General features: G+C 63.3%; 12 protein-coding genes. 10 read left to right on the top strand and 2 right to left on the bottom strand.

Annotated elements, in window-relative coordinates:
* Positions 1–227: 227 nt before the first annotated feature.
* The gene (locus tag AWB66_RS22320; RefSeq protein WP_087632349.1) at positions 228–1418 is read right to left on the bottom strand and encodes a M20 aminoacylase family protein; all 1191 of its coding nucleotides are present in this window, start codon (positions 1416–1418) and stop codon (positions 228–230) included.
* Between the two features lie 161 nt (positions 1419–1579).
* Here AWB66_RS22320 and AWB66_RS22315 point away from each other — a divergent pair, with 161 nt between their 5' ends.
* Entirely contained in the window at positions 1580–3670 is a 2091-nt protein-coding gene (locus tag AWB66_RS22315; protein ID WP_087632348.1) for a molybdopterin-containing oxidoreductase family protein, read from the top strand.
* 128 nt (positions 3671–3798) lie between these two features.
* The gene (locus tag AWB66_RS22310) at positions 3799–5472 is read left to right on the top strand and encodes a long-chain fatty acid--CoA ligase (RefSeq protein WP_087632347.1); all 1674 of its coding nucleotides are present in this window, start codon (positions 3799–3801) and stop codon (positions 5470–5472) included.
* Positions 5473–5610: 138 nt separating this feature from the next.
* On the opposite strand, the gene AWB66_RS22305 is transcribed toward AWB66_RS22310, so the two are convergent.
* The gene (locus tag AWB66_RS22305) at positions 5611–6786 is read right to left on the bottom strand and encodes a porin (RefSeq protein ID WP_087632346.1); all 1176 of its coding nucleotides are present in this window, start codon (positions 6784–6786) and stop codon (positions 5611–5613) included.
* Between the two features lie 335 nt (positions 6787–7121).
* Here AWB66_RS22305 and coq7 point away from each other — a divergent pair, with 335 nt between their 5' ends.
* The 8 genes from coq7 (at position 7122) to mraY (ending at position 15895) form a co-directional block, all read left to right on the top strand.
* Positions 7122–7778 (top strand): 2-polyprenyl-3-methyl-6-methoxy-1,4-benzoquinone monooxygenase, encoded by a 657-nt coding sequence (gene coq7 / locus AWB66_RS22300; RefSeq protein WP_087632345.1) that lies wholly within the window; start codon positions 7122–7124, stop codon positions 7776–7778.
* A 390-nt stretch (positions 7779–8168) separates the two neighbouring features.
* On the top strand, positions 8169–8597 hold the full coding sequence (mraZ, locus tag AWB66_RS22295; protein WP_062632489.1) for a division/cell wall cluster transcriptional repressor MraZ: 429 nt from the start codon (positions 8169–8171) through the stop codon (positions 8595–8597).
* Positions 8598–8612: 15 nt separating this feature from the next.
* Positions 8613–9566 (top strand): 16S rRNA (cytosine(1402)-N(4))-methyltransferase RsmH, encoded by a 954-nt coding sequence (rsmH, locus tag AWB66_RS22290; RefSeq protein WP_087632344.1) that lies wholly within the window; start codon positions 8613–8615, stop codon positions 9564–9566.
* Entirely contained in the window at positions 9563–9907 is a 345-nt protein-coding gene (ftsL, locus tag AWB66_RS22285) for a cell division protein FtsL (protein WP_087632343.1), read from the top strand. The genes rsmH and ftsL overlap by 4 nt, the downstream gene beginning before the upstream one ends.
* Entirely contained in the window at positions 9904–11751 is a 1848-nt protein-coding gene (locus AWB66_RS22280; RefSeq protein ID WP_087632342.1) for a peptidoglycan D,D-transpeptidase FtsI family protein, read from the top strand. The genes ftsL and AWB66_RS22280 overlap by 4 nt, the downstream gene beginning before the upstream one ends.
* A complete protein-coding gene (locus AWB66_RS22275; protein WP_087632341.1) occupies positions 11748–13289 on the top strand; it encodes a UDP-N-acetylmuramoyl-L-alanyl-D-glutamate--2,6-diaminopimelate ligase in 1542 nt (513 codons plus the stop codon). Before AWB66_RS22280 ends, AWB66_RS22275 begins: the two co-directional genes overlap by 4 nt.
* Complete coding sequence (locus AWB66_RS22270) at positions 13286–14707, top strand: UDP-N-acetylmuramoyl-tripeptide--D-alanyl-D-alanine ligase (protein WP_087632340.1); 1422 nt, start codon at positions 13286–13288, stop codon at positions 14705–14707. Before AWB66_RS22275 ends, AWB66_RS22270 begins: the two co-directional genes overlap by 4 nt.
* A gap of 18 nt (positions 14708–14725) precedes the next feature.
* Positions 14726–15895 (top strand): phospho-N-acetylmuramoyl-pentapeptide-transferase, encoded by a 1170-nt coding sequence (gene mraY, locus AWB66_RS22265; RefSeq protein WP_062632495.1) that lies wholly within the window; start codon positions 14726–14728, stop codon positions 15893–15895.
* Positions 15896–15898: the final 3 nt, after the last annotated feature.

The following is a 15898-nucleotide window of genomic DNA, read 5'->3' as shown; positions in this document are numbered from 1 at the left end:
GAACAGGACCGTGAAACGACTCCACGCCGATGATAGTGCGGATCTCCCGTGTGAAAGTAGGTAATCGTCAGGCTCCTTATGCGACAAGCAAAGACCCCACCCCGCAAAGGTGGGGTTTTTTGCTTTGTGCAATGACTATACGTCTACGAAGATCCGTACGGCCGAAATATCGAGCAGATCGGCGCATCTAACGCCAGTCCAGTTCGCTCAAGGAACCTTATTCGCGCCTATTGAGCCAGAAAACGCTCAGCCAGTCGGACCCAATACGTCGACCCGACGGATAGCAGTCCATCATTGAAGTCATAACTCGCGTTATGCAGCATGCAAGGCCCCGCGCCATGTCCTGACTCGCGATGTCCTCCCTCGCCGTTGCCCAAAAACGCGTAACACCCTGGCTTTTCCAGAAGCATGAACGAAAAGTCCTCGGCGCCCATGGTCGGTTCAACTGATGCGTCCACGTTTTCCGTGCCCACCACCTCTGCCATCACCGACGCGGCAAATCGAGCCTGCTCCGAATCATTGATCGTCGGCGGATAGTTGCGGTGGAAGTACGTCTCGACTTCGCAGTCGTACGCAGCCGCCGTCGATGCGACGATCTTGCGCATGCGATCTTCGATCAGATCGAGCGTCTCCACGGAGAACGTTCGCACAGTGCCCCCCAGCCACGCTTCGTCCGGGACGACATTCATCGCATCGCCAGCGTGAATTTGCGTGATCGAAAGAACGGCTGTGTCGATGGGCTTCTTGTTGCGCGTAATGATGCCTTGCAGTCCGTTTGCAATCTGCACGGCCGTGAAGACGGGGTCGTGTCCGTTATGCGGAAGCGCGGCGTGCGAACCCGTGCCGCGGATCTTGATGCGAAATTCGTTGCTGGAGGCCATGATCGGCCCCTCGGTCACGCCGAACTGGCCGGCCGGAATGCCAGGCCAGTTATGAATTCCGAAGACCGCATCGACGGGAAAGCGTTGAAAGAGTCCGTCTTCGATCATCGCCCGCGCGCCCGCGCCGCCTTCCTCCGCAGGCTGGAATATGAACACCACTGTGCCGTCGAATCTGCCGTGCTGCGCCAGATGCTTCGCCGCGCCGAGCAGCATGGCAGTGTGACCATCGTGCCCGCAAGCATGCATCCGGCCGGGATTGGTCGAGCGATGATCGAAGGTGTTGAGTTCCTGGATGGGCAGCGCGTCCATATCGGCCCGAAGGCCGATGGCCGCCTTGCTGGAACCGCGCTTGAGCACACCGACAACGCCGGTCTTGCCAATTCCGCGATGAACGGTCACGCCCCAGCGCTCCAGGTTTTCGGCGACCAGCTGCGCGGTGCCGACTTCTTCGTAGCGGAGTTCCGGATGCGCGTGGATCGTTCGTCGGAGTGCCTTGATCTCGTCGTGCGCTGCTTCGATTTCTGGAATCAGGTTCATGGAACGGGTCTCGCTGAACAGAAGGAATGCGCTGAATGCGGCGCGCGCTTAAGACCATTTTACGCCGCGACAATTTAATCGATCGGACCGCTACCCCACGGCCAGCCGTAATAAAATCGGCGAACTAGCCTAGATCTGTGTGTTTTCTACCGGACGTCCGCATGAATGCCCCCACTGCTCCCGCCGAATTCGCCCGTGCCGTTTGTCCGCACGACTGTCCCGACACCTGCGCGATGCGCGTCACCGTGAAGGACGGCAAGGCCGTGAAGGTGACGGGCGACCCCGATCACCCGCCCACGCAAGGCGTGCTCTGCACGAAAGTCTCGCGCTATGCGGAGCGCACGCATCATCGCGATCGGCTGCTGACGCCGCTTCGACGCATCGGATGCAAAGGCGAAGGCCGGTTCGAAGCGATCGGCTGGGATGAAGCACTGCGCTACGCCGCCGAGCGCCTGAAGCCAATCGCGGCCCGGGCGCCCGAAGCGATCCTGCCCTACAGCTACGCGGGCACGATGGGTCTCGTGCAGGGCGAAAGCATCGCCGCGCGGTTTTTCAATGCGCTCGGCGCGTCGCGACTCGATCGCACGATCTGCGCCGCAGCCGGCGCGGCGGGCCTCCGATACACGTACGGCGCGAGCCTCGGCATGCATACCGAGTACTTCGAGGAAAGTGAGCTGATCCTGATCTGGGGCTCGAACCCGATCGCGTCGAATCTTCATTTCTGGACGCGCGCGCAGGAAGCGAAGCGCCGCGGCGCCAAACTCATCGCGATCGACCCTTATCGCTCGCTCACCGCGGACAAGTGTCATCAGCACATCGCGCTCAGGCCCGGCACTGACGCCGCGCTTGCGCTCGCGATGATCCACGTGCTGATTCGCGAAAACCTGATCGATCGCGACTACATCGATGCCCACACACTCGGGTTCGAGCCGTTGAAAGCGCGTGCCGCCGAGTATCCGCCGGCGCGCGCCGCGCAGATCTGCGGCATCGAGGAACAGGTGGTCGTCGATCTGGCCCGCGCGTTCGGCGCGACCAGAAAGGCGTCGATCCGGCTCAACTACGGCATGCAACGCGTGCGCGGCGGCGGCAACGCGGTCCGCGCAATCGCGAGCCTGCCTTCGCTGACGGGCGCATGGCGCGAGCGCTCGGGCGGCGTTCTGCTGTCGTCGTCGGGGTGGGCGCCTGTCAATTCCGGCGCGCTCGAGCGGCAGGACTTGCTGCCGGGCTGGCCGTCGAAACTGCCGCGCCTGATCAACATGAACGCGATCGGCGATGCGCTGCTGCATCCCGGCGACGCCGCTTTCGGCCCGAAGGTCGAGGCGCTGATCGTCTACAACTCGAATCCGGTCGCGGTCGCGCCGGATTCCGAGAAGGTCGCGGCGGGCTTTGCGCGCGAGGACCTGTTCACCATCGTGCTCGAACACTTCCAGACCGACACCGCCGACTACGCCGACCTGGTCCTGCCCGCGACGACGCAACTCGAACACCTGGACGTCCACAAGTCGTACGGACACACGCACGTGATGGCAAACATCCCCGCGATCGCGCCGGTCGGCGACTCGCGAGCGAACACCGACATTTTCCGCGGACTCGCGCGGGCGATGGGCCTGACCCATCCCGCCCTCTTCGAAACGGATGAGCAGATTGCCGCGAACGCGCTCCGCTGGGACGACCCGGCGCTCGCGGGCCAGAGCTGGGAAACGCTGAAGGCAAATGGCTGGGCGCAACTGAAGCTGCCCGAGGCGCCGTTTGCGAATGGCGGATTTCGCACGCCGTCGGGCAAATGCGAGTTCTACAGCGAGCGGCTGGAGAAAGAGGGGCGCGACCCGCTGCCGGATTATCTGCCGCCATACGAATCCGCCGATGGCGCTCCGGAACTCGCCGCGCGCTTTCCGCTCGCGATGATTTCGCCGCCGGCGCGCAATTTCCTGAACAGCAGTTTCGTGAACGTGGAGAGCCTGCGTTCGACGGAGGGAGAGCCGCATGTCGACATCCATCCGGCCGACGCGCATGCGCGCCAGATCGCGGACGGCGAAATCGTGCGTATCTACAACGATCGCGGCTCGATGCAGGCGCGGGCTCGCGTGACCGATCGCGCGCGGGAAGGCTTGGTCGTCGGGTTGTCGATCTGGTGGAAGAAGCTCGCGCCGGACGGGCGCAACGCCAATCAGGTGACGAGCCAGGCACTGACCGATCTGGGCGGTTCCGCGACGTTCTACGATTGCCTCGTCGAGGTCGAGGCGGCGCACTGAACGGCATGAATCGAAGACGTATCTGCAAGAAGTGGAAGGTGGCGTCTAACCCGGTTGTGATAACGAAGTCGAGCCGTTAGCATTCGATTTCCGCACGACCATTCAAAAATATATAAAGGAGACGCCGAATGGAAAAAATCTGGCTGAAGTCCTATCCGGCTGGCGTGCCCGCGGAGATCGACGCTTCGGCGTACCGCTCGGTTTCGCAACTGCTCGAGGACAGTTTTCGCAAGAATCGCGATCGGCGCGCGTTCCTCTGCATGGGCCAGTCGATCACCTACGCCGAGCTCGACGCGATGTCGCGAAAGCTCGCAGCGTGGTTCCAGTCGCGCGGGCTGAAGCCCGGCGCGCGCATCGCATTGATGATGCCGAACGTGCTGCAATATCCGGTCGCGATCGCAGCCGTCTTGCGCGCCGGGTATATCGTCGTGAACGTGAATCCGCTCTATACGCCGCGCGAGCTCGAACATCAGTTGAAGGACTGCGGCGCCGAAGCCATCGTGCTGCTGGAAAACTTCGCGAAGACCCTGCAGGCGGTGGTGCAGAACACGTCGATCAAGCACGTCGTCGTGGCGGCGATGGGCGACCTGATGGGAATCAAGGGTCTCGTCGTCAATTTCGTCGTGCGTCGCGTGAAGAAAATGGTGCCGCAGTGGCATCTGCCGGGCCACATCCCCTTCAACGACGCGCTCGCACAAGGCGCGCGCGCGACGCTGCAGCCGGTCGAGCAGAATCCCGACGACGTCGCGTTCCTCCAGTACACGGGCGGCACCACCGGCGTCGCGAAAGGCGCGACGCTCCTGCACCGAAACCTCATCGCGAACGTGTTGCAGTCGGAAGTGTGGCTCGATCCGGCGCGCAAGAAGCGGCCGGATATCGACCAGTTCGTGTGCGTCGTCGCGCTGCCGCTTTATCACATCTTCGCGCTGACGGTCTGCGGACTGCTCACGATCCGCACCGGCGGCCTCGGCGTGCTGATCCCGAATCCGCGGGACATCGCGGGCACGATCAAGGAGCTGAAGGGCATTCCGATCAACACGTTCCCCGCTGTCAACACGCTCTATAACGCGTTGTTGAATCATCCGGATTTTGCGAGTCTCGACTTCTCGAAGCTGATCGCGGCGAACGGCGGCGGCATGGCCGTGCAGGAAGCGGTGGCGAAGCGCTGGTTCGAGACCACGGGCGCGCCGATCATCGAGGGCTACGGGTTGTCGGAGACGTCGCCTTGCGTGACCTGCAATCCGGTGACCGCGACCGAATACACGGGGACGATCGGCCTGCCGTTCCCGTCGACGGACATTTCGATCCGCGACGACGACGACAACGAACTCCCGCCCGGCGCCGCCGGTGAAATCTGCATTCGCGGACCGCAAGTCATGGCGGGCTATTGGAACCGGCCGGATGAAACGGCCAAGGTCATGACGCCGGATGGCTTCTTCAAATCGGGCGATGTCGGCGTGATGGACGAGCGCGGCTACGTGAAGATCGTCGACCGGAAGAAGGACATGATTCTCGTATCGGGCTTCAACGTGTATCCGAACGAGATCGAGGATGTGGTGGCGAAACTGCCGGGCGTGTTCGAAGTCGCGGCGGTCGGCGTGAAGGATCAGAACTCGGGCGAGGCGGTGAAGCTCTTCATCGTCAAGAAGGACCAGAGCCTGACAGAAGCCGACGTGATGGCGTTTTGCAAAGACCAGCTGACGGGTTACAAGCGGCCGCGCATCATCGAATTCCGCGGCGATCTGCCGAAGAGCAATGTCGGCAAGATCCTGAGGCGGGAACTGCGCGACGGCAAGGCGTAGAAGCTGCATCGAGTGCGAGTAAAAAGCCTTCGCGTCGTGAGACGCGGAGGCTTTTTTGTTGCGTTGTCGCAACGAAAGCGCATAAAAAAAGGCGCCCGAAGGCGCCTTTCCAAGCGGGTACTGCTTTATTCAGACTTATTAGAACTTGTGGCGGATACCGACGATCGCGGCAACCTGGTTCGACGTCGTCGACGGCGACAGGCCGTTGATGTTCGCAACTGCTGCGGTCCTGGTCGAATCCGTGCCGATTGCGTGCTGGTAGACGCCTGCAACGTAGAAGTCCGTGCGCTTCGACAGGAAGTAGTCCGTGCCAAGCATGGCTTGGTGGTACTTCGCGTCGTTGATGCCGTAACCCTTCGTGTAGTCGTAAGCCGCGCCCAGCAAGAGCGCCGGCGTCAACTGATACTTGAAGTTGATTTCGGCGTTGTGGAACTTGGCGGTGCCGAAGTTTCCGAACTGGTTCAGGCCAGCACCGCCTTCCGTGCCGACATCCTTGAACTGCGTGTTGCTGTACGTCGCGCCGACCGTTGCTGCGCCGAACGTGTAAGCGGCGCCAGCCGAGATCACTTCTTGCGTATGCGCCGAAGCGTAGCCCGAGTACACGCGGCTGCCGGCCATGTTCGACGATCCCGTTGCGGTCGTCGTGGTGTTCGACGTCGCGTTGTTGCCGAAGAACGAGTAGTTCGGGTCCTTGACGTTCAAGTAGCCGGCGCCCAATTGCAGCGGGCCGCGGTTATAGCCAACACCCAGCGACCAGATCTGGTTGCGGTTGAACTGGCCGGCGTTGCCGCCCAGGCTGTACAGGCCGCCGAACGTGAAGCCGGCGTAGTTTGCGCTCGTGTACTTGACCGCGTTGTTCACGCGATTCGAGTTGTTCATGTTGTCCAGGTCGCCCGGGTGCGCGCCGAAGTACGTCGCCCACTGGCTACCGACTTCCAATGCGCCGGTGAAGTCGACGACGGAGTCGTACTGACGACCCAGCGTGACCGTACCGAACTGGCTCGTCGACAGACCGACGTATGCCTGACGGCCGAACTCGTCGCCGCCCTGGCCCAGACGGCCGTTCATCACGTTGAAGCCGTTTTCCAACACGAACACGGCCTTCAGGCCGCCGCCCAGATCTTCCGTACCACGCAGGCCCCAACGGCTGCCTTGCAGGTTGCCGCTGTTCAGCGAGTACAGCTTTTGGCCGGCTTGGTTGTTGTTGTAGACGAAGCCAGCGTCGATGATGCCGTACAGCGTCACGCTGCTTTGTGCTTGAGCGGCACCCGCAAACGTGCCCAGTGCTGCCAGAGCGAGAAGCGACTTTTTCATTGAAATGATCTCCAAGGATGTTGAGACTGTTTGGCAAGGTCACTGTTCTAACGCCAGTGTGTTGACGTCCCCGCCGGGTACTTCCAAAGAAGTTGACCGTAATGTAACAAAGAGGCTTTTGAGCACAAAGGAAAAGCCGGCCGCTCGGCGATGTCCTGTGACGTTTACGCAACATGCGATAAAATCCCGTTTCGCCGCTTTTTTGCGACCCGTGTTTGCCCTAATTCCAAAGCGCGACGCATTTTTCACGCTTTTTCAAGACAGTTGGTCAAGCATGGCGATTGCTAAGGATCGCGAACGACAGGGCGGCGATGGCACGTTGAGGGGAGGAATAAATGACGCTAGATGAACTGATTACGGAGTTCGATCGCGGACTGCGGTCGATGGCGGGCGTAAGTCGCATGACGCGTCCGGTTCCGGTTTCGAAAACCGCGGGCGGTGTCGATGAGTACGGTATGCCCGTCGAGGCGCCGGAGTTGAACGCGGAAGAGAAGGCGCATGCGGCCGGTCTGATGCGCGTGAACCATGTCGGCGAAGTGTGTGCGCAGGCGCTGTATCAGGCGCAGAAGTTCGCGACGGCCTCGCCCGCGCTCAAGGACGATTTCGAGCGCGCGGCGCGCGAGGAAGAAGACCACCTCGCGTGGACGGCCCAGCGGCTGAGGGACCTGGATTCGCGCCCGAGCTTGCTGAATCCGCTCTGGTACGCGGGCTCGCTCGCGATCGGGCTTCTCGCCGGGCGTTTTGGCGACCGCACGAGTCTCGGCTTCATGGCGGAGACCGAGCGCCAGGTCGAGCATCATCTCGACGGCCATTTGAAGACGCTGCCGGCGAACGATCTGGCATCGCGCGCGATCGTGGAGCAGATGCGCGTCGACGAAAGCGCGCATGCGGCCTCGGCCATCGCGGCGGGCGGCGCTGAATTGCCTTTCCCGGTTCGCGCGCTGATGCGGGCGGCGTCGAAGGTCATGACCACCACCGCTTATCGCATTTGAGCAACTCAATGTCTCCTGCGCGGTGGGATCGCCTCCCACCGCGCACGGCACGCCCGAGGCAAGCGCGCATGCCGCGAATCCGGCTTGCAGATGCTTTACGATTCGCGCGCTTCCCCGCTTCATTTCACGTACTACCTTCACATCTCGCACTAGCTCATTCATTCGTAACGCTTTTCGCCTTTTGAGCGACTTCAACGTCCAGCGCTAAGTCCTTGTTCTGGAAAACAAAATTAATCAAATAAAAGGGCGGAGCCTTGACCCTCGAAATACGTTCCTCTAAAGTGGGAGAACGTGTGAGAAAGTGTATTTTCGTGTGATTCCGATAGCACTTTCCGGCATATTCCAACAGAGCGAGACGCCAGCGGGGCGTCGCAAAAAAAGGAGAGGCGAGTGTTCCAGGGGGCGTCGGCGCTGACGCTCGATGCGAAAGGACGGATGTCGGTTCCGTCTCGCTATCGGGAAGCGCTGCAAGCACAGGCAGAAGGCCGGGTGACGCTCACGAAGAGCCCGGATGGATGCCTGTTGCTGTTTCCCCGCCCCGAGTGGGAAGTCTTTCGCGCAAAGGTCGCCGCGCTTCCGATGGAAGCCGCCTGGTGGCAGCGCATTTTCCTTGGCAATGCAATGGACGTCGAACTCGACACCGCCGGGCGTGTGCTCGTGTCGCCGGAATTGCGCTCGGCGGCGTCGCTCGAGAAAAACGTGACGCTGCTCGGTATGGGAAATCGCTTCGAGCTGTGGGATGCAGACACGTACGCCGCGAAGGAAGCGGCGGCGATGGCGCAGGGCATGCCCGAAGCGCTGAAGAATTTCACCTTCTGACGCGGCGCTGAACATATGGCACCTGCGATGGGAAACGAATTGCAGCATCGCACGGTGCTGCTGGATGAAGCGGTAGATGCGTTGGTCACGCGCACGGACGGTATCTATATAGATGGCACGTTCGGTCGCGGCGGCCATAGCCGGGCGGTTCTGGCGAAGCTTGCGGATGCAGGGCGACTGATCGCTTTCGACAAGGATCCGCTTGCAATCGCCACGGCGCAACAGATTCAGGACTCACGCTTTTCGATCGTGCACGACAGCTTTGCTGCCTTGCGCGACGCGGCAAGCGAACGAGGAGTAGCGCGGGTATCGGGTGTGTTGCTGGACCTCGGGGTGTCGTCGCCGCAAGTGGACGATCCGGGTCGCGGCTTCAGCTTCCGGGCGGAAGGCCCGCTCGATATGCGGATGGACCCGACTCGAGGCGAGTCGGCGGCCGAGTGGCTCGCGCGGGCAACGGTGCAGGAATTGACGGAGGTGATCAGAGATTATGGGGAAGAACGGTTTGCTTTTCAGATTGCAAAGGCGCTTGTTGCTCGCCGGGCAGAGTCCGACCGTCTTGGGCCTCTCGTCAGCACGAGCGAGCTTGCCGAAATCGTGGGTCACGTCGTCAAAACCCGTGAGAAGGGCAAGGACCCGGCAACTCGCACCTTTCAGGCTATACGGATTCACATCAATCAAGAGCTTGCGGAGCTGCAGGTAGTTCTTGAAGCGGCATTGGCGCTGTTGGAGCAAGGGGGGCGGCTGGTCGTGATCAGCTTTCATTCGCTCGAGGATCGGATCGTCAAGCGGTTCATGCAAGCGCACGCGAGCGCGCCCGCAATCGATCGCCGCCTGCCGATCCGCGCCGTCGATCTGCCGAGCCCGCCGATGCGTATCGTCGGCCGCGTGTTCGCGAGCGAAGGCGAGGTCGCGGCCAATCCGCGCGCCCGTTCCGCCGTGATGCGCGTCGCGGAGCGGATCGCGCCATGAACCGCCTCAACATTTTCCTGTTGATCGTAGTGCTCGGGTGCGCGCTTTCCGTCGTCAGCGCGACGAATCAGCAGCGCCAGATTTTCATCGAACTGCAGCGGGCGCAGTCGCAAGAGCGTCAGCTTCAGCAGGACTATTCGCAATTGCAGTACCAGCAGAGCGCGTTGTCGAAAACCTCGCGCATCGAGCAGTTGGCTACTAACTCTTTGAAGATGCAGCCCGTGACGACCGGCCGCACGCAATATCTCACCTACGATCCGGCGACCTCCAGGGCCGCCGACGCCCCGATGCCGCCGCCCCTGCCGGCGTCGGCACCTCCTGCGCGCGGAGCGAAGCGATGAAGAAATCCGCGAAGCAGAAGGACGTGGCCTACACGCCGAATCCGATCCTGTCGCTGCGCCTGCCGATGTGGCGCTCGAAGCTCGTCGTGTTCATGCTGTTCATGGCGTTCGTCGCGCTCGCCGCGCGCGCGTTCTGGATTCAGGGTCCGGGCAACGCGTTCTTCAAGAAGCAGGGCGAGAGCCGCTATCAGCGCACGCTCGAATTGCCGGCGACGCGCGGCCAGATTCGCGACCGCAACGGCCTCGTGCTCGCGACGAGCCTGCCCGTCAAGGCGATCTGGGCGATTCCCGAGACCGTGCCGAACGACCTCGGCGCGGACAAGCTGACCCAGCTCGCGAAACTCCTCGACATGACGGAGAAGGAACTGCGCACCAAGCTGTCGGTGGACAAGACGTTTGTCTACGTGAAGCGCCAGGTTCCCCTCGAAACCGCGCAGAAAGTCGCGGCGCTCGACGTTCCCGGCATTTATTCGCGCGGCGAATACAAGCGCTTCTATCCGGAAGGCGAAATCACCGCGCACCTGATCGGCTTTACTAATATTGAAGACAAGGGCCAGGAAGGCGTCGAACTCGGCGACCAGCACGTGCTCGCCGGCACGCCGGGCATGCGGCGCGTCATCAAGGACCGGATGGGTCACATCATCGAGGACGTCGACGAGCAGGTCGTGCCCCATAACGGCACCGACGTCGATCTCTCGATCGACAGCAAGATCCAGTACATCGCGTACACGAACCTGAAGGCGGCGGTCGAGAAATCGAAGGCGAAGGCAGGCGCGGCAATCGTGATCGACGTGAAGACGGGCGAAGTGCTCGCGCTCGTCAACTACCCAACGTACAACCCGAACGACCGCTCGCGGATGACCGGCGAGCAGTTGCGCAACCGCATCCTCACCGACACCTTCGAACCCGGTTCGATCATGAAGCCGTTCACGGTGTCGCTCGCGCTCGACCTGCATCGCGTGACGCCGAATACGCTCGTGGAAACGGGCGGCGGCGTGTTCGTCCTGGACGGCGCGCGCATCACCGACGACGCCGGTTTCGGCACGCTGACAGTCGGCGGCGTGATTCAGAAGTCGAGCAATATCGGCGCGACCAAGATCGCGATGCAATTGCGCCCCGAGGAAATGTGGAACATGTATACGAGCATCGGTCTGGGGCAGGCGCCGAAAGTCGGCTTCCCGGGCGCGGTGACCGGGCGCCTGCGGCCGTGGAAAAGCTGGCGCCGCATCGAGCAGGCGACGATGTCGTATGGCTACGGTTTGTCGGCGTCGCTGTTTCAACTCGCGCGCGCGTACACGGCGATCGCGAACGACGGCCGGGTCCTGCCGGTGTCGATTTTCCGCACGCCGGGCGATCAGCCGGTGCAAACCACGCAGGTTTTCGCGCCGACCACCGCGCGCGAAGTGCGCGCGATGCTCGAAACCGTGACGGCGAAGGGCGGCACGTCGCCGGATGCCGCGGTGCCGGGCTATCGCGTCGGCGGCAAGAGCGGCACGGCGTACAAGCACGCCGGCCGCGGCTACGACAAGTCGAAGTACCGCGCGTCGTTCGTCGGCATGGGGCCGATGCCGAATCCGCGCATCGTCGTGGCGGTTTCCGTCGACGAACCGACGGTCGGCAGCCACTTCGGCGGACAGGTGTCCGGTCCGGTGTTCTCGGCGATCGCCGGCGACACGTTCCGCGCGCTCAATCTCCCGCCCGACATGCCGGTCAAGCAGATGGTCGTGAACGACGAATCGCAGGCGGCTTCGCAGCCTGCCGCCGCCACGGCACCCGGGCAGAACACAGCGAAGAAGCTCGCCGTATCGAGCAATAACAAGAGTCATCCGGGAGTCGTGAGATGAGCGCGCAGAAGCAATCGAAGGCGCGCAAGGACGTCGCGCAGGCCGTGCAATGGCTGCGCGCGCACGCGTCCGCCGACGCCCAGCTTCACGCCGACACGCGTTCGCTGAAGAGCGGCGACGTGTTTTTCGCGTATGCGGTCGATGGCGCGGACAACCGCCCGTACATCGACGCCGCGCTCGCGAGCGGCGCCGCCGCCGCGCTGTACCAGCCGGAAAATTTCGACGGCAAGCCCGACGCCGCGAAGACGCTCGCGGTCAAAGGGCTGAACGAACTGGCCGGTTCGATTGCCGCCGCGTGGTACGGCGAGCCGACCGAATCGATGCTGACTGTCGGCGTGACCGGCACGAACGGCAAGACCTCGTGCAGCCAGTGGCTCGCCACCGCGCTGACGGCGGCGGGCAAGCCCTGCGCGATCGTCGGCACGCTCGGGATCGGCATGCCGGGCAAGCTCGTGCATAGCGGCTTCACCACGCCCGACGCGCCGCAGTTGCAGCGCAATCTCGCGCAACTGAAGGCCGGGGGCGCGCAGGGTGTCGTGATGGAAGTGTCGTCGCATGCGCTGCATCAGGGGCGCGTGAACGGCACCGACTTCGACCTCGCCATCTTCACGAATCTCACGCAAGACCATCTCGACTATCACGGCACGTTCGACGCCTACGAAGCCGCCAAGGCGCGACTTTTCGCGTGGCCGTCGCTGACGGCCGCCATCGTCAATCGCGACGACGCCGCCGGCCAGCGCCTGATCGAATCGTTGCGCGGCAAGCTGCGCACGATCGCCTACGGCGTCGAGATTCCGGCCGAAGCCGCGCCGCGCGCCGACGCCATGCTGCTCGCGACCAACGTGCTCGCGACGGCGAACGGCACGGCGTTTCATCTGGCGTCGGACTGGGGCGAGGCGGACGTCGAAGTCGGCACGCTCGGCACCTTCAACGTGAGCAACCTGCTCGCGGTCCTCGGCGCGCTGCTCGAAAGCGGCATTCCGTTCGACGCCGCGCTCGCTCAGATCGCGAAGCTCGAACCGGTCAACGGACGCATGCAGCGTCTCGGCGGCCGCTTGCAGAACGACGAGCCGCTCGTCGTGATCGACTACGCGCACACGCCCGACGCGCTCGACAAGACGCTGGCCGCTTTGCGGCCGATCGCGCAGGCGCGCGGCGGCGAACTCGTCTGCATGTTCGGCTGCGGCGGCGACCGCGACGCGACCAAGCGTCCGCTGATGGGCGCGATCGCTGAAAAACGCGCGGATCAGGTGGTGATCACGAGCGACAACCCGCGCAGCGAAGACCCGCAAGCCATCATCGACCAGATCGCGGCCGGCATGAGCGACGCGCAAAACGCGCGCCGCATCGAAGACCGCGCGAGCGCGATCCTCCAGGCGATCCGCACGGCGGCGCGCGAAGACGTGGTCGTGCTGGCCGGCAAGGGGCACGAGGCAACACAGGAAATCATGGGAAAGAAACGCGCCTTCTCCGATCAGGATCACGCGCGCCTCGCGCTTGCCGCACGCGCCACGCACACACGCGGAGGCGGCGAATGACGATGTTCACTTTGCTTGACGCCGCCGCGCTGATTCCGGGCGCGATCGTCATCGGCGACGAAAACGTCGCGATCGAACGCGTGTCCACGGACAGCCGCACGGCGCAGGCCGGAGATCTGTTCGTCGCGGTGAAGGGCGATCGTTTCGATGCGCATGATTTCCTGACGCAGGTTGCCGAACGCGGGACGTCGGCGGCGCTGGTGTCGCGCGAGCCCGCCGATCTGTCCCTTCCAGTCATCAAGGTAAAGGACGCGCGCGCGGCCCTCGGTGCGCTCGCGCACGGATGGCGCAAGCGCTTCACGATGCCGCTCGTCGCCGTCACCGGCAGCAACGGCAAGACGACGGTCAAGGAAATGATCGCGTCGATCTTCGCGGCGGCGGTCGGCGAAGAAGCGCGCTTGGCGACCGTGGGCAATTTCAACAACGACATCGGCTTGCCGCTCACGCTGTTTCGCCTGAACGCGACGCATCGACTCGCAGTCGTCGAACTCGGGATGAACCATCCGGGCGAGACCGACGCGCTGGGTAAAATCGCGGCGCCGACGGTCGCGGTGGTCAACAACGCGCAGCGCGAGCATCAGGAATTCATGGCGACGGTCGAAGCGGTCGCGCTCGAACACGCGTCGGTGATTCACGCGCTGGGCGAAACCGGCACGGCCGTCTTCCCCGCCGACGACGCCTACGCCAGCATCTGGCGCGTCGCGGCAACCGGCAATCCGATCATCGACTTCGCGCTCTCCGACGATCCCTCGAAGGCGGCGGTGACGGGGCGTCTCGCCGGCACGACGGTCGAGATGGTCACGCCGCAAGGACCGTTGACGGTCGCACTGCGCGTGCTCGGCGAGCACAACGCGCGCAACGCGCTCGCCGCGACGGCGGCGGCGCTCGCCGCAAGCGTCTCGCCCGATGCAATCAAGCGCGGTCTCGAAGCGTTCGAGCCGGTGAAGGGCCGCCTGCAGGTGAAGCGCGCGGCCGTGGCGCCGATCGCAGGCGCAACCGTCATCGACGACACCTACAACTCGAACCCCGATTCGATGCGCGCAGCCATCGACGTGCTCGCTTCGCAGCCGTCGCCGCGCGTGCTCGTAATCGGCGATATGGGCGAAGTCGGCGACCAGGGACCGGCGTTTCATCGTGAAGTGGGCGCGTATGCGGCCGAGCGCGGCATCGACGCGCTGTTCGCTTTGGGCAACGCCAGCGCCGATTCGGCGAAATCGTTCCATTCGGCTGCATCGAACAAGACGGCGAAGCATTTCAGCGATGTCGCCGCGCTCATCGCAGCATTGAAAACCGCCGGCTTCGGGCCCGGCGCCACGTTTCTCGTGAAAGGCTCGCGCTTCATGCAAATGGAACGCGTGGTGGACGCCGTGACGAGTCCACACCAACCCGCTGCGGGCGAGAAGCCCGCGGCACATTGAAAGAAGAGAAGGTCCAGCATGCTACTCGCACTCGCGCAATGGCTCCAGAATGACGCCAGCTTCATGCGCGTGTTCATTTACATCACGTTCCGCGCCGTGGGTGCCACGGCGACGGCGCTATTGATCGGTCTCGTCTGCGGACCGTGGGTCATCCGCAAACTGACGGCGATGAAAGTCGGCCAGGCCGTGCGCAAGGACGGCCCGCAGTCGCATCTCGTGAAATCCGGCACGCCGACGATGGGCGGCGTGCTGATCCTGCTCGGCATCGCGGTCTCGACGCTGCTCTGGGCCGATCTCACGAACCGCTTCGTGTGGATCGTGATGCTCGTCACGTTCGGCTACGGCGTGATCGGCTGGGTCGACGATTACCGCAAGGTGGTGCACAAGGACCCGCGCGGCATGTCGTCGCGCGAAAAGTATTTCTGGCAATCGGTGATCGGCTTGTTCGCGGCCGTTTATCTGGCGTTCAGCGTGTCGGAAGCGAACAACGCGCGCGTGTTCGATCTCTTCATGGCGTGGGTGCGCAGCGGCCTTTCGATGGGCCTGCCCGCGCGCGCCGACCTGATGCTACCGTTCGTCAAGGCGATCAGCTATCCGCTCGGCGTGTGGGGCTTCATCGCGTTGACGTATTTCGTGATCGTCGGCGCGAGCAACGCCGTGAATCTGACCGACGGCCTCGACGGGCTCGTCATCATGCCGGTCGTGCTCGTGGGCGCGTCGCTCGGCGCGTTCGCCTACGTGATGGGCAGCTCGGTGTACTCGAAGTACCTGCTGTTCCCGCACATTCCCGGCGCGGGCGAACTGCTGATCTTCTGCTCGGCGATGGGCGGCGCGGGACTCGCGTTCCTCTGGTACAACACGCACCCCGCGCAGGTCTTCATGGGCGACGTCGGCGCGCTCGCGTTGGGCGGCGCGCTCGGCACGATCGCCGTGATCGTGCGGCAGGAAATCGTGCTCTTCATCATGGGCGGCATTTTCGTCGCGGAAACGCTCTCCGTGATGCTCCAGGTGTTCTGGTTCAAGTACACCAAGCGCCGATACGGCGAAGGGCGGCGCGTCTTCAAGATGGCGCCGCTGCATCACCACTATGAATTGTCCGGCTGGACCGAGACGCAGGTCGTCGTGCGTTTCTGGATCATCACGCTGATGTTGTGTCTCTTCGGGCTGTCGACGCTCAAGTTGCGTTAAATC

The sequence above is a fragment of the Caballeronia telluris genome (genome assembly GCF_001544495.1).
GTDB classification, from domain to species: domain Bacteria; phylum Pseudomonadota; class Gammaproteobacteria; order Burkholderiales; family Burkholderiaceae; genus Caballeronia; species Caballeronia telluris.
Note: the sequence above shows the minus strand (reverse complement) of the source record. Positions and strands in the feature narration are given on the sequence as shown.

Coding starts and splice junctions, on each gene's coding strand:
- AWB66_RS22320 (WP_087632349.1), bottom strand. CDS start 1,418: ATGAACCTGATTCCAGAAATCGAAGCAGCGCACGACGAGATCAAGGCA.
- AWB66_RS22315 (WP_087632348.1), top strand. CDS start 1,580: ATGAATGCCCCCACTGCTCCCGCCGAATTCGCCCGTGCCGTTTGTCCG.
- AWB66_RS22310 (WP_087632347.1), top strand. CDS start 3,799: ATGGAAAAAATCTGGCTGAAGTCCTATCCGGCTGGCGTGCCCGCGGAG.
- AWB66_RS22305 (WP_087632346.1), bottom strand. CDS start 6,786: ATGAAAAAGTCGCTTCTCGCTCTGGCAGCACTGGGCACGTTTGCGGGT.
- coq7 (WP_087632345.1), top strand. CDS start 7,122: ATGACGCTAGATGAACTGATTACGGAGTTCGATCGCGGACTGCGGTCG.
- rsmH (WP_087632344.1), top strand. CDS start 8,613: ATGGCACCTGCGATGGGAAACGAATTGCAGCATCGCACGGTGCTGCTG.
- ftsL (WP_087632343.1), top strand. CDS start 9,563: ATGAACCGCCTCAACATTTTCCTGTTGATCGTAGTGCTCGGGTGCGCG.
- AWB66_RS22280 (WP_087632342.1), top strand. CDS start 9,904: ATGAAGAAATCCGCGAAGCAGAAGGACGTGGCCTACACGCCGAATCCG.
- AWB66_RS22275 (WP_087632341.1), top strand. CDS start 11,748: ATGAGCGCGCAGAAGCAATCGAAGGCGCGCAAGGACGTCGCGCAGGCC.
- AWB66_RS22270 (WP_087632340.1), top strand. CDS start 13,286: ATGACGATGTTCACTTTGCTTGACGCCGCCGCGCTGATTCCGGGCGCG.
- mraY (WP_062632495.1), top strand. CDS start 14,726: ATGCTACTCGCACTCGCGCAATGGCTCCAGAATGACGCCAGCTTCATG.